Genomic DNA, 13625 nt, shown 5'->3' with positions numbered 1-13625 from the left:
ATGGGTGACCCCCGACGCTAGGCAGCTGCGGACGCCGATCGGCATGACCGGAAGCGTCAGCCCCGCTGACCCCAGCGCTCATTGGGGCTACCGTCGAACCCATGGGGAGGCGGACGATCACCGTGCACCATGTGCGTGCCCTGCTCGCGGGGGCGGCGCGGGGCGGCATCGACACCGTGCCACTGCTCCAGGAGGCGCAGATCCCGCCGCTGCTGCTCGGCGACGACCGGGCGCGGATCACCCCGGCGCAGTTCGCCCGGCTGTTCCGGGCGCTGTACCGGACCACGCAGGACGAGTTCCTCGGCTTGTCGGCGGTACCGAGCCGCCCGGGCACCTTCGCGATGATGTGCCACGCCTCGCTCGGCTGCCGGGACCTCGGCGCCGCGGTGGAGCGGGCCGCGACCTTCTACGGCCTGTTCGCGGGCGGCCCGGAGCTCGCGCTCGAAGTGAGCGGCTCCGAGGCCCGGTTCACCGTCCACAACGACTTCGCGCGGGACGAGCAGCGCTTCCTCACCGAATGCGTGCTCGCCATCTGGCACCGGCTGAGCAGCTGGCTGATCGGCCGCCGCATCCCCCTCGCGCACGCGGCGTTCGCCTATCCCCCGCCGCCGCACGAGGCCGAGTACGAGATCCTCTTCGACTGCCCGGTCCGCTTCGGGGCCGACCGTACGGGCGCCGCCTTCGACGCCCACTGGCTGGCCGCACCCCTCGTACGGGACGAGGCCGCGCTCGACGAGATGCTGCGCCGGGCCCCCTTCGACCTGCTGTCGCGCCCGGCGTACGGGACGACCGTCTCGGAACAGGTCCGCCGCGCCCTCGCCCGGCAACTGCGCAGCTCCCCGCGGCTGCCGGCGCTCGGGGAGGTCGCGGCACGGCTGGCGGTGTCCCCGGCGACGCTGCGGCGCCGGCTCCAGCAGGAGGGGACCTCGTTCCAGCAGCTGAAGGACCACGTACGGCGGGACGCGGCGATCGCGGGCCTGGCGGAGGGCAAGGAACCCATCGCCGAACTGGCGGCCCGCCTCGGATTCTCCGAGGACACCGCCTTCCACCGCGCGTTCCGCCGCTGGACGGGCACGACTCCGGGCGCGTACCGCGTCGCGTCGGGCCCCGCGCAGGACGACCTCGTGGAACGCTGGACGGCAGAGTGACGCGCGTCACTCACCTCCGCGCCGCCGTCCTGTCACATCCGGTCCGCGCGCTCCGTCAGTGCTGTGTAACGGTCGATACGACAAGGAGTCCACGATGGAAGCTCGCCTCAACTTCTACGGCAACGCGGTGGCCGGCAAGTTCGCCCGGTACATCAACTCGGCAGGCAAGGTCGTCAGCGACTCGACCCTCCCGGCCGCCACGCAGGAGCTGGTGAAGATCCGGGCCAGCCAGCTCAACGGCTGCGGCTTCTGCCTCGACATGCACACCAAGGACGCCACGCACGCCGGGGAGACGACGCTCCGCCTGAACATGGTCGCGGCCTGGCGCGAGGCGAAGGTCTTCACCGACGCCGAGCGGGCGGCCCTGGAACTCACCGAGCAGGGCACCCGCATCGCCGACGCGGCGGGCGGGGTCACGGACGAGGCGTGGGCCGAGGCCGCCAAGCACCACGACGAGGACCAGCTGGCGGCATTGGTTTCGCTGATCGCCCTGATCAACGCCTACAACCGGATGAACGTGATCATCCAGCAGCCGGCCGGCGACTACCAGCCGGGCCAGTTCGGCTGACCCGGCCGCCGGCGCCGCGGGAGGTCTAGGGGATGTTGGCCGTCGACTCGCAGTTGACGGCGACATCGGCGGTGCCGGCCTGACCGTCGCAGGCGTCGGTGTTGGGGCCGCCGTCGAGGAAGTCGTCCGCCGGGCCGGCGAAGATCGAGTCGTCGCCGGCCCGGCCGCGGAGCTGGTCCCGGCCGCCCGCCGTGCCCGCGGTCGCGTCCCCGTCGAAGTTGGAGTTGTCACCGAAGAGCGTGTCGTCGCCGCCCCCGCCGTCGATCTGGTCGTTTCCGGCCGAGGTGACGGAGTCGTCGCCGACGGAGCTGTCGCCGATGAGGATCTCGGCACCGGAACCGCCGGTGATCCGGTCGTTGCCCGCGCCCCTGGCCCGCCCGCCGTCGGGGTCGCCGATGTTGTGGTCGCCCAGGGCGAAGACGCCGCCGTCGACACCCATGTCGATCTGGTCGTTGCCGCCGCTGCCGACGGCTCCCGCGACGCCCTCGCTGTCACCGACGACGTTGTCCCCGGTGCCCGGGCCGGCGCGCAGGACGTCGTTGCCCGCGCCGGTGCCCGTCCCCTGGAAGGGCGAGGCGGAGTCCCCGAGCAGGCCGTCGTCGCCGTTGCCGCCGTCCAGCAGGTCGTTGCCGCCGCCGGTGGCGTCGCCGCCCAGGGCGACGCTGTCGCCGGTCATGTGCTCGTCGTCGCCGTCGCCGCCGAACATGCGGTCGTTGCCGCCACCCCGGGCGGTCCCGGCGTCATCGCTCTCGGAGTCGCCCACCATGAAGTCGGCGCCGGCCCCGCCGTCCAGCAGGTCGTTCCCCCCGCCCACGGCATTCCCACTGGCGGTGAACGAGTCGCCGACCATGTCGTCGTCGCCGTCGCGCCCGCGCAGCTCGTCGTGGCCGCCGCCGGTGGCGTTGCCGGAGGCGACGGCCGCGTCGCCGCGCATGACGTCGTTGCCGGCGCCGCCGTCGAGCCGGTCGTTCCCGGCACCGCCGACCAGCTGGTCGTTGCCGCCGAGCCCGCAGATGAGGTCGTTGCCACCGAGCCCGTTGACGGTGTCGGCGGACGCCGAGCCGACGATGACGTCATTGCCGGGCGTCCCGTTGATGACGCCGGTGCCGGTGATGGTGGCGGCGACCCCGAAACAGGTCACCGGGGCGGCGGCACCGGCCGCCGGGATCCCCAGGCCGAACAGCGCGGCAGTGACGACACCGGCCGAGATGATGCGTGCCATGCAAGTCCTCCGAGGGTCCGTAACGGCATCGCAGGGAGTACTGCCACACTCGGCCCGCTCTGCAAGCGGGGCTGCGCCGACTGCCCCGGGTTGTCCGTCGTACGGGTGTCCGTCATCGGGAGGGCGGAGGCGCTGTCGGCCCTCCTTCTTTGAACGACTTCCAGATCGTGACCAGCACCAGGAGCTGCGCCAGGCAGAACGCCACCGAGGCGATGCGCATCTGGTAGACGTACACCAGCAGGCTGGCGTTGGACGGCCAGTAGCGCCGTTCGCTCGCGAACGTCTGGAGGTCCATGACCAGACCGGTGCAGGTCATCACGGACGCGAAGGCGGCGCTGGCGGCGATCGTGCCCTGCATGGCGTCACCGGTGATCTGGGCGATGATCTGGTGGAATCCGACCGGGACGGCGAAGGCGATGGCCACGTACAGGGCCTTCATCGGCCCGTGTCGTCCGGGAAGGTCACGCCACAGCGCACCCAGGAAGAACCCTCCGCCCACCCACGTCATGTGCCAGTAGAGGATCTCCAGGACCACCTTCAAGAACCCGACGGAGTTTTCCGCCATGACGGCCCAGGAGTCGCCGCGGACCAGATCGATCCAGTACATCAGCCCGGTGGCGGGAAGACCCACGAAGCAGGCGATGAGCGCGCACCGGCAGGCGTTGCCCCACCACGTGAGCATGGGACCGAGGGCGAACGGCAGGTCGACGGGCCTGACCCCTTCCGGCAGGCACTGGTCAAGCTGGTCGATTTCCCGCTCGATGGCCTCCTGCGACGCGGACTGCTCGGCCTGGGATCCCGAACCGAGGTGGTGCAGACGGGCCGTCAGTTCCCTGTAGTGCCGTGCCAGGCGCAACCACTGCGACCGGTCCGTTCCCGAAATCACCTTTCCCAGGGGTGCATCGCCCGCGGCGGGCTGTTCCAGGACCGACTTGGACCGCCCCAGAGCCAGCAAGGCCGACACCGCGGCAAGACCCGTGACCAGCGTCGCCGCGTATCCCGAGAATCCGAAATACCAGGCGAAGTTCGGGACGACGATGACGACGAAGAAAACGGCGAGAACCGACTTCTCGGCCGCGTTGGGCGTGAAGGAATCGGCCTCGTGCTGTTCGGCCCTGCACACGCGCAGGGCGCCCACCAGAGCCAGCGCCGTCAGGAAGACGATGATGTCCGCCAGTACGGACAGCGCGTCTTCGGCGAACCACCACCACCATGCGTCATACGCCTTTGCCAACGGCGATTCGGGGGTGTTCGCCACGACGTCGTTCAGCCAGGACCTGCGCTCCCAGCTGCGGTCGAAGGAAAGGAACGCCCAGAGCATGGTCGCTCCCGACACCCCGGCCGCGATGCAGACCATCGCCCCTTGCGACAGTCGCCTGCCGCCCAGGCACAGGAGGCGTTGCCCGCTGGCGATGATCCCCAGACAGCACAGGAACACCGGCACCGAATCGACCAGCACCGCCAGCCCGAGACCAGGACCCTCAATCAGGATGTCACTGGTGGGAAGCAGCCCGGCCACGGACAGTTCGGCGGCCACGCAGAGGGAGACGACGCAGGCGGCGAGTCCGCAGACGAAGACGAGCAGCCACCTGCGCAGCTGCCCGAAGAAGCACAGGACGACGCCGATGAAAACGATCGAGAACAGCTCGACCGTCGCCGTGTAGTCCCCGCTCCAGAGGAACCGTCTTTGGAGGAGCCCGTAAAGATCATCGCCCAGGTAGGCGACCACGGTGACGAGCACCAGGATCACCGCCCATGAATCCAGCCCCTTGAGGGCCCTTTCCTCTGCTGGAAGGGGATCGCGCCGCAGGCCCCGCCGGAGCCACCGGCCTGCGACGAAGGCCAGGAGGCCGGTTGCCACGCCCCCGAAGGCCCCCGACGCCCCGCCGACGCCCAGCACTTCCCAGATCTGGCCCTCCGTTTGAGCGAGCGCCGCCCATTCCTGCGCGGCCGGCGGCCTGAAGGACACGTCGGGGACCTCGATCGGCTTCTTGTCGTGCCAGCTCAGTTCGGCGCGGTCCTCACCGAACGTCGGCGGCGGCCAGGCCGACATCGCGGACGGTCCCCCCAGGCGTACGCGGACCGTCTCCCACGTCGCCTTGGTGAGGCTCGGAGGAGGTCTCAGCCGGACCCTCCACTCGCCCTTGCCCGCCGTCAGCGTCCACAAGCCCACCTCGTACGTGCCGAGCGTCTGGATCCAAGTGACGGCCTCGTAGTGGACGGTGACCCATTTGCCGGAGAGCTCCACGGAAAGCGGTTTCAACCGCCATTCGTAGTCGAGGGGATCCTCCCCCTTGGCTGGGGCACCCTTCCCCAGGAGGCAGCGGAGCGCGTCCCGGTAGAACGGCGAATGCGTGTCCAGCAGCAGGTCGGAGGTCCGCTCCCAGCCCGCCGGGATCTTGATGTCCGTGACGCTGGTGATGGTGCTGGCGTCGCGGCCGCGGTGGACGAGCTCCGCCGAGGTGGTGATCTTCGTCCCGGCGAGCCGGTCCGGATTGCAGGAACGGGCCCGAGGGGGATCCGCGGCCCGGGCGGGGCCGGCCAGGAACAGGGCCGACGACAGCACGAGCAATGAGAGGAGCGAGAGCAGCACGTGACGCCTGAAATGGATCACCGCTCCAGAATCATCCCCGGCGGCCCCGCACCACTACCGGCAACGCGGCGGAGCACGTCCAGGTTCACCATCACGGCCGAGTGCCTGGCGGCCGGGCGTGCGAAGCCGGGTCAGGAAAGGTGAGCTGCACGGTCAGCGACGTTCCGACCGGTCGGTCACTACCTTCTCCTCACCCACCCCCGCACGAAACGTTTCGTTGGGAGAGCCCCCATGCGTTTCCGTACCCCCGCGCGCACCCGCAGGACCGCCATCGCCGCCGTCACCGCTGCCGCCGCCGTGGCCGTGTCGGTGTGGACCCCCGTCACCGCCACGGCATCTGACACCGCGTCCGACACCGCGTCCGTCACCGCTTCCGACTTCGCGTCCGACACCGGTCGGCCCGGGGACGTCGTCAGCTCCGCTCCGTCCGCCTTCCACCCGCTGCCCGGTCAGCCGACCAACACCAAGGCCTGGAAGGTCCACTACCGCTCCACCACCGCCGACGGCGCCCCGAACACCGTCTCCGGCACCGTGATCGTCCCCCAGGACGGCCGGACCGGCCCGCGCCCGCTCGTCACCTACGCCGTCGGCACCGTCGGCATGGGCGATTCCTGCGCGCCGAGCAACAACCTCCCGTACGGCACCGCGATGGAGGCCAACCTCATCCAGCAGCTCACCCTGCGCGGCTGGGCCGTGGTCGTCACCGACTACGAGGGCCTCGGCACCCCGGGCGTCCACACCTACACCGTCGGCCCCTCGGCCGGGCACGCCGTGCTCGATGCCGCCCGTGCCGCCGAGCGGCTCCCGGAGGCGGGGCTGTCGGCGAGCACCCCGGTCGGCATCATGGGCTACTCGCAGGGCGGCCAGGCCAGCAGCTGGGCCGCCGAACTGCAGGGCTCGTACGCGCCGGAGTTGCAGGTCAAGGGCACGGCGACCGGCGGGGTCCCGGCCGACCTGATGGAGGTGGCCGACTTCAACGACGGCTCGTACGGCGCGGGCCTCATCTTCATGGCGGCCGCCGGCCAGGACGCCGCCTTCCCCGAGCTCCGGCTCGACTCCTACCTCAACCCGGCGGGCAAGGCCCTGGTGGCGGGCATGAAGGACGGCTGCGTCGCCATCGACGCCATCGCCGGATCCTTCAAGCGGATCACCGACCTCACCACCCGCAACCCCCTGGAACAGCCGGACTGGCAGGCCCGGTTGAACCAGAGCAGGCTCGGGCGGACGGCCCCGGCCGCGCCGGTGTACCAGTACCACGCGCTCGGCGACGAGCTCATCCCCTACGCCGTCGGGCGGCAACTGCGCGCGCAGTGGTGCGCGAAGGGGGCGGACGTGGAGTGGGACACGGTCTGGGTCGGCGAGCACGTCAGCGGCGTGATCACCCACTCCCCGGAAGCCGGCAACTGGCTGGCTGACCGCTTCGCGGGCCGTCCGACGCACACCGACTGCTGACCGCCCGGTCGTGTCTCGCGCTCGCGCCGAGCTCCACGGACACCCTCGTCTTCGCCAAGGCGGGCGAGAGGCAGCGGACGCAGCGGACCGCCACCGGCTCGGCGGCCCTCTGCCCGGGCCGCTAGCGGCCCGCGGCCTCCGCGTTCCGGACGATCCGGGCGAGCAGGTCCCGTACGGCGGCCGACTCGGCCTCGGATAGGCCCTCGGCGAGGCGGGCGTCGAGCTTGGCCACCAGCGCGTCGGCGGTGGCGAACACCTCCGCGCCGCGCTCGGTCATCCGGATCTCGATGAGCGTGCCGTGGATCGGGTGCGGGGTGCGCGCGACGAGGCCGCGGGTCTCCAGCCGGCCGAGCAGGCTGTTCATCGTCTGCGGAGTCACCGAGAGGCGGCGCGCGAGTTCGGCGGCGTTGATCCCGGGGTTGTCGCTGAGCACGGCGAGCGCGGCCTGCTGGGCAGCGGTGATCCCGGCCTCGCGCACCGCGGCCTCCTTGGCGGCCTGCGTGATGCGTTCGGCCTGCTTGATGTGGATCAACAGGCGCTCGGAGTAGTGCATGGGGCGAGTGTAGGAGCGGGTGCCAGTGACCACCAAGCAGTCAGCCAGCTTGCAGATACCTATAAGCATGCTGTTAGCTACAAGCGCACGAACTCTTCTTACAAAGGGATGACGCCATGACTGCTGTCCGCACCCGCCCGGCCCTCGGCAACGACCTCGCACGCGCCATCGTCGACGCCGCCCTTGCCGCCGCCCGGGAGACCGACCTGTTCTTCGCCGTCGCCGTCGTCGACGAATCGGGCCACCTCAGCGCGTTCGCCCGGATGGACGGCTCGGGCCTGATGACGATCCAGATCGCCCAGGACAAGGCGTACACGGCGGCCGCCTTCGGCCTGAGCACCTCCGGCTGGCACGAGTTCGTCGAGAACGACGCGCAGCTTTCGGCGGGGGCCCGCACCGGAATCGACCGCCTGGTCACGTTCGGCGGCGGCCTGCCGATCGTCGTGGACGGCCAGCTGGTGGGCGGAATCGGCGTCTCGGGCGGCCACTGGTCGGACGACGTCAAGATCGCCGAAGCGGGCCTGGCCGCCATCACCGCGTAGCGGCCGCATCTGGCCCCGCATCCGGCTCCGCCCGCCTGCCCAGCGCCGCGCAGCGCCGACCCGCACGGCGGTGATCGCGGCGGTTCCGGCGGGCGGTGCCGGTTGCCCACGCGGCATGCACCCCAGGCAGGCCCGCAGGCAGCCGCCCGTGCCCGCCGAGCCCGATGCCGTGTGCGGCCTGCGGGGCGTCGTCGGCGCCGGTTACGACGCTCCCGTCGCCGTCCCGTCCCGCGTCCCGCGTCCCGCCGTGACCGTCACCGCTGCGCCGTCACTCGACCCCGGTCAGGGGCGGCGGTAGAGGTCGTCGATCTCTTGGGCGAACTCCCGGGCGATGACGCCCCGCTTCAGCTTCAGCGACGGCGTCAGGTGGCCCTTCGCCTCCGTGAACTCCCCCGGCAGCACCGCGAACCGCCGGATCGATTCCGCCCGCGACACCAGCCGGTTCGCTTCGTCCACCGCGCGTTGGAGGTCCGCCCGCAGTTCCTCGTCCCGCACCAACTCCCGCATCGGCATCGCCGTCTTCTTCCGCATCTGCCGCCAGTGCGACAGACCCTCCGGCTCCAGGGTGATCACCGCCGTCACGTACGGCCGGTTGTCGCCGATCACCATGCACTGGCCGACCAACGGGTGGGCCCGCAGCCAGTCCTCCAGCGGGGCCGGGGCCACGTTCTTGCCGCCGGAGGTGATGATCAGGTCCTTCTTGCGCCCCGTGATCGTCAGGTAGCCCTCCCCGTCCAGCTCCCCGATGTCCCCGGTGGTGAGCCACCCGCCACCGCCCACCACCTCGTACGTGGCGCTGTTCCAGTACCCCGCGAAGACGTGCCGCCCGCGCAGCAGCACTTCCCCGTCCTCCGCGATGCGCACCGCCGTGCCGGGCAGTGGCCAGCCGACCGTCCCGAGCCTCGGTTGCTGCGGCGGGGTCACGGTGCTGGCCCCGGTCGTCTCGGTGAGCCCGTACCCCTCGAAGACCTCGATCCCGGCGCCGGTGTAGAAGGCCGCGAGGCGCCGCCCGAGCGGGGAGCCGCCGCTCAGGACGTACCGGACGCGTCCGCCCAGCGCCGCCCGGATGCGCCGGTAGACGAGCGGGTCGTACAGGGCCCGCGCCGCCCGCAGCCCCATGCCCGGGGTCCCGCTCTCGACGGTCTCCCCGTACCGCTGCGCGATCCGCGCCGCCCGGTCGAACGACGGGGCGCGGCCCATGCGTTCGGCGGTGGCGCGGGCGCTGTTGTAGACCTTCTCCAGCACGTACGGGATGGCCAGCAGGAACGTCGGGCGGAACCCGGCGAGGTCGGCCAGCAGCTCCTCCGTCTGGATGCTCGGCGCGTGCCCGAGCTTGACGCGGGCCCGCATGCAGCCGACGGCCACCATCCGCCCGAAGACGTGCGAGAGCGGCAGGAAGAGCAGGGTGGAGGCCGGGTCCTTGCTGACGGACTTGAAGACGGGGTGCAGCAGCTCGACGGCGTTGTCGGCTTCGGCGAAGAAGTTGGCGTGCGTGATCACGCAGCCCTTGGGCTGTCCGGTGGTGCCGGAGGTGTAGATGAGGGTGGCGACGGAGTCCGGCGTACGGACGGACCGGCGCGCGTGCACGACGGCGTCGGGCAGGTCTTCACCGGCCTTGATCAGCCGCGACACGGCGCCTGTGTCGAACTCCCACAGGTGCGCCAGCCAGGGCAGGTGGGCCCGTTCGGCGCTGATGATGCGGGCCTGCGCGGTGTCCTCGACGGCGCAGGCCACGGCGCCGGAGTCGTGGATGATCCAGCGGGCCTGGAGCGCGGACGATGTCGGGTAGATCGGTACGGTGACCAGCCCGGCGGCCCATCCGGCGAAGTCCAGCAGGGTCCACTCGTAGGTGGTCCGGGCCATGATGGCCAGCCGGTCGCCCTCGCGCAGCCCCTCGGCGATGAGGCCCTTGGCCACGGCCATGACCTCGGCCGCGAACTCGGCGGCGGTCACGTCCCGCCAGCTCCCGTCCCGCTCCTTGCGGGCGAGGACCGGCTCGCCGGGGGCCTCGCGGGCGTTCTGGAACGGGATGTCCCCGAGCGACCCGCTCATCGGCACGCGGACCAGCGCGGGCACCTCGACCTCCCGCACCACCCCGTCGACGACGGTCAACACGGGGCGGACCAGCCGGGGCTCGACTCCCACTCCATCCACGGCGCTCTCCTCGGCTCGGCTCGACTAGGAGTTACCGCCGGTAATCTACGGAGGGCCACCCCCGCTGACCACCCCTCTGACCAGCCCAACCCGAACCCACCCGACTCCTCCACACCCCACGCACCACCAGGAGCATCCCCGCCTGGGCCGTTCGGGCGAGGGGGGATCGATTCCGCACCCGCCGACCGATGACCTGGCCGCTTCCCTGCCGAAAGGGTGGTGCCCGCAGGTTGCCGCTCATCCGGTCCCGGTCATCACCGGCGCATCGGGAGCTCCACTCATGGCCTGCAGTCCCAGGAGGTGATCACGTGAGGATCCCACCCAAGTCCGGACCCCACCCGCGCGTGCGGGCGCGGCGCACACCGGCGAAGACCCCACCGTCACGGACGACCCCGGTTTTGGTCCTGCTGGTCCTCCTCTTGACGGCGGGCTACCTGGGCCGGTTCGGCATCGAGGACCTCAGCGAGGCCCTGACCTTCATGGGCCGCGTCACCGGCGCCGGACTCGTCACGGCCTCGGTCGCCGCGCTACTGGGCGGCATCGCGGTCATGGACCACTGGTTCTGGAACAGCTTCCCCTACTCCGGAACGGTCGCGCTAGTCGGAACTGTCGCAGCATTCTTGACCAATTCGATGGTCCTGCTTGAGGTACTGAAGGGCGACTCTCCGTACTACATGGCGCTGTCGAGCCTGCTCACGGCGGGTTCCGCATGGGCCGTCTTCGCGGTGTGGCGGACATCGGTCGAGATCCCCGCTCCGAGGAGGGTGGCCACGGCGCTCATCGTCTCCTCTGTATTCGCGATCGCCAATTTCGGCTATCAGAACCTCTACGAGCCCTACCAGCACGGGGCCAGGCCCGTCATCAAGCTGACCATGGGGAAGCATGAATTGAGTATGGACGGAAAGTCATTCGCCGTGCCGATCGACATTACGCTCGAAAACCACAGCGATGTGGGTTTCTACATCATGGGTGCCGAGTTCCACGCCATGGGGCAAAAGGTGGAAATGAACGCGCATGACCGACTCCGGAAGCAATGGCGCCACGATGTCGAGAAGTGGCAATACCAGGATCAAAGCCCGCTCTCCCGGAGGGAGGTCCACCAGCCCGGCGAGTTGGTGGCGGCCCAGCCATGGATGATCCAGGGAAACTGGATCGAGGCAAGCGACTCGTTCGCCGCTCGGACGGTTGTGCAGCTGCCCATCGACACGCCCTACGACCAAGTGGCCTTTTACGCCAGCGCGAGCTTCGCACGCAAGGACCGAGTAATCCTGGATTCAATCAATTTTCACAGATATTCCTGGAAGGGCGGAAAATTGCCCTCGTGGTTGAAGAGACAGAAGGATCTAGATGCCCTCATCTACAGCGGCAGGGTGCACGAAAACAATTCGATCGACGAGCGCACGATGGACCCCCGCTTCGTCGACGTCTATTGGACGTTCGGCACGCAGGGTGCACACGTTTCCTCATCCATCACGCGAAAAGGCGACGAAGATCACATCCCGCCCGAAGCGGAAGACCGCGCGGTGAGTAACCGGTACGGCCTCGTCGATGTCGTGACGGGTCCGATCCAGCGATCGCTGTGGGACATCAAGCGCCCTCGGTGACCGTCTTTGCCGCACCGGGCGCGCGGGATCGCGGGTCCAGTCGCTCCAGCCACGCGACGAGGGCGAGAGAACTGTTCATGCGATCCCACGATTCCGCGTCCCCGACGCCGAGCCGTGCCTCCCTCACCGCCCGGCACAGCACCTCGATGTCGAACATCTCCGCAACCAGCGGATGCCTCGCGGAGCGGCAGAGGTCGATGAGTTCGTCGCCGTGTACCCGCAAGCCACGGACGTAGAGCTGGTCGAAGGGGACTTTGACCGCTCGGCCGCGGATCCGGGAGGGGAGCAGATCTGCCATGGCCTCGCGCAGAACCGCCTTGGGACGGCCCGGGTGGAACGTGGCTTCGGCAGGGAGGCGGCGCATCGTGGCGATGACCTCGCGGTCGAGAAAGGGGTGCGAGAGGAAGAATCCGTCCTGCCGTGCTCGGTTCCAGGACAGCATGTCGGGAGCGGCGAGGTAATTGGCCGCCTCGAAGAACGACTCTTCCGGCCGGCGTCCGAACACGAAACGGCTCTCCGCGAGGCTCGCGTCACGGTAGCCGTGGGCCCGCGCAAATCCGGATCGCAGCCAGCGGGGGCGGGTGAAGCGGCCGAGGCCGCCCAGCACGGTCCCGCGGCGGTCGAGCGCGGCGATCTGCTCGGCCACCAGTGGCAGGGACGGCCGCATGGCGTAGTCGTAGACGACGTCGCGCAGGCCGCGCTCGGTGCCTTCGGCCCAGGCACGTGCCTGCTTCGTCATCTGCCGGAGCTGCCCTGTACGGGCCAGTCTGTGCAGGTGAAAAGGATTGGCGTCCGCGATCGGATCGGCCCCGCAACCGGTCAGGAGGATGTCGCAGCCGAGTTCCGCCGCATGGCCGTGGAGCCTGCTCCAGAACGGGGCGCGGAAGGCGTGCGCATGAGGCTCGTCCGCTTCTCCCGCATGGTGTTCGAAATCGTCGAAGTCCGCCACATCGCCGACGTCCGCGATCACCGGGCGGGCCGCAGGTGCATGACGGCAGATCTCCTTCATTGCCGCTTCGAGGTACGGCTGCTCCCCGGCCAGCTCTCCTCCGTCGAAGCGCCCGGCGAGCAGGACGAGGCCCCCTGGGTGCTCCTGTCCCTCGGCGAGCAGGCGTGCTGCGAGCAGTGCGACGCTGGTGGAGTCGGTGCCGCCGGAGACGTGGCATGCCGGCATCCGGCCCATGCGGCGCCCGACGGCATGCTCCAGTGCGAGGCGCAGGTTCTTGGCGGCCCCGCTGAGACGGAGCCCGTCTGCCGTCGGCTCCCACGGATCGTCGGCCTCACCGGCGCGGCTGCGCACCCGCCCGCGCATCTGCCCGGTGAGCGAAAGCTCCACGACCTCGCCGCCGAGGATCCGGTGCACACCGGAGAAAGGGGTGAGTTCCGAGTGCGGTTGCGCCAGGTTCCCGGTCAGGTACCGGCAGAAGTAGGTACGCTCCAGCGCTTCGAAGTCGCCCAGACAGCGCGCCGACGTACTCACCGCGCTCACGCGCCCGCCGGATTCCCGGAAGTACAGGGGAATGCGCGCACGGTCGTCGCGCATCAGCACAATGCGGTCGTGGCACACCAGGACGGCCGCATAGTCGCCGATCGGCAGACGCGGTGCGGCTCCCGGTCGGCCGACTTCGTCCAGGAGCCCGCGCGCGCCCGCCACGCGGTCACGGACCGAGCCGACCCAGCCGACGACCACCGCCGTGCCGGCCCGTGAGGAGACCGTCGTCACGAGTCCCTGCCGTTCCATGGCCTCGGCCGCCCGCAGCCTCGGTGCGCCCCCGGCCCAGTCAAGGCG

General features: G+C 70.3%; 11 protein-coding genes. 6 read left to right on the top strand and 5 right to left on the bottom strand.

All coding sequences use genetic code 11. The features are described from left to right. Window positions 1–101: 101 nt before the first annotated feature. Together OHA65_RS21855 and OHA65_RS21850 are read left to right on the top strand one after the other, a co-directional pair. A complete protein-coding gene (locus OHA65_RS21855; RefSeq protein ID WP_405762313.1) occupies window positions 102–1148 on the top strand; it encodes an AraC family transcriptional regulator in 1047 nt (348 codons plus the stop codon). A gap of 94 nt (window positions 1149–1242) precedes the next feature. Then, window positions 1243–1716: a carboxymuconolactone decarboxylase family protein gene (locus OHA65_RS21850; protein ID WP_327284800.1), complete on the top strand. Its 474-nt coding sequence runs from the start codon at window positions 1243–1245 to the stop codon at window positions 1714–1716. A gap of 25 nt (window positions 1717–1741) precedes the next feature. Here OHA65_RS21850 and OHA65_RS21845 read toward each other — a convergent pair whose 3' ends face one another. Together OHA65_RS21845 and OHA65_RS21840 are read right to left on the bottom strand one after the other, a co-directional pair. Continuing rightward, on the bottom strand, window positions 1742–2938 hold the full coding sequence (locus OHA65_RS21845; protein ID WP_328763358.1) for a calcium-binding protein: 1197 nt from the start codon (window positions 2936–2938) through the stop codon (window positions 1742–1744). 112 nt (window positions 2939–3050) lie between these two features. Beyond that, entirely contained in the window at window positions 3051–5552 is a 2502-nt protein-coding gene (locus OHA65_RS21840) for a DUF6185 family protein (protein WP_405762310.1), read from the bottom strand. Between the two features lie 210 nt (window positions 5553–5762). On the opposite strand from OHA65_RS21840, the gene OHA65_RS21835 reads away from it, so the two are divergent. Continuing rightward, window positions 5763–6983: a lipase family protein gene (locus OHA65_RS21835; RefSeq protein ID WP_405762309.1), complete on the top strand. Its 1221-nt coding sequence runs from the start codon at window positions 5763–5765 to the stop codon at window positions 6981–6983. Between the two features lie 121 nt (window positions 6984–7104). Here OHA65_RS21835 and OHA65_RS21830 read toward each other — a convergent pair whose 3' ends face one another. Further along, window positions 7105–7536 carry a MarR family winged helix-turn-helix transcriptional regulator gene (locus OHA65_RS21830; RefSeq protein WP_405762308.1) on the bottom strand — a complete coding sequence of 144 codons (432 nt, stop codon included), beginning with the start codon at window positions 7534–7536 and terminating at the stop codon, window positions 7105–7107. A 116-nt stretch (window positions 7537–7652) separates the two neighbouring features. Here OHA65_RS21830 and OHA65_RS21825 point away from each other — a divergent pair, with 116 nt between their 5' ends. Both OHA65_RS21825 and OHA65_RS21820 read left to right on the top strand, forming a co-directional pair. After that, window positions 7653–8078, top strand: a complete 426-nt coding sequence (locus tag OHA65_RS21825) for a heme-binding protein (protein ID WP_327284794.1) — start codon at window positions 7653–7655, stop codon at window positions 8076–8078. Window positions 8079–8193: 115 nt separating this feature from the next. Further along, window positions 8194–8376 carry a hypothetical protein gene (locus OHA65_RS21820; RefSeq protein ID WP_329314262.1) on the top strand — a complete coding sequence of 61 codons (183 nt, stop codon included), beginning with the start codon at window positions 8194–8196 and terminating at the stop codon, window positions 8374–8376. Here the strand turns inward: OHA65_RS21820 and OHA65_RS21815 are convergent. Beyond that, the gene (locus OHA65_RS21815; RefSeq protein WP_405762306.1) at window positions 8361–10232 is read right to left on the bottom strand and encodes an AMP-dependent synthetase/ligase; all 1872 of its coding nucleotides are present in this window, start codon (window positions 10230–10232) and stop codon (window positions 8361–8363) included. The two genes, OHA65_RS21820 and OHA65_RS21815, sit on opposite strands and share 16 nt — an antisense overlap. A gap of 398 nt (window positions 10233–10630) precedes the next feature. Here OHA65_RS21815 and OHA65_RS21810 point away from each other — a divergent pair, with 398 nt between their 5' ends. Then, a complete protein-coding gene (locus OHA65_RS21810; RefSeq protein ID WP_329314260.1) occupies window positions 10631–11836 on the top strand; it encodes a hypothetical protein in 1206 nt (401 codons plus the stop codon). Here OHA65_RS21810 and OHA65_RS21805 read toward each other — a convergent pair. Next, window positions 11820–13577: an asparagine synthase-related protein gene (locus tag OHA65_RS21805; RefSeq protein ID WP_329314258.1), complete on the bottom strand. Its 1758-nt coding sequence runs from the start codon at window positions 13575–13577 to the stop codon at window positions 11820–11822. The genes OHA65_RS21810 and OHA65_RS21805 overlap by 17 nt on opposite strands. Window positions 13578–13625: the final 48 nt, after the last annotated feature.

The organism is Streptomyces sp. NBC_00045, from assembly GCF_045041095.1.
In the GTDB taxonomy this organism is placed as follows: domain Bacteria; phylum Actinomycetota; class Actinomycetes; order Streptomycetales; family Streptomycetaceae; genus Streptomyces.
Note: the sequence above shows the minus strand (reverse complement) of the source record. Positions and strands in the feature narration are given on the sequence as shown.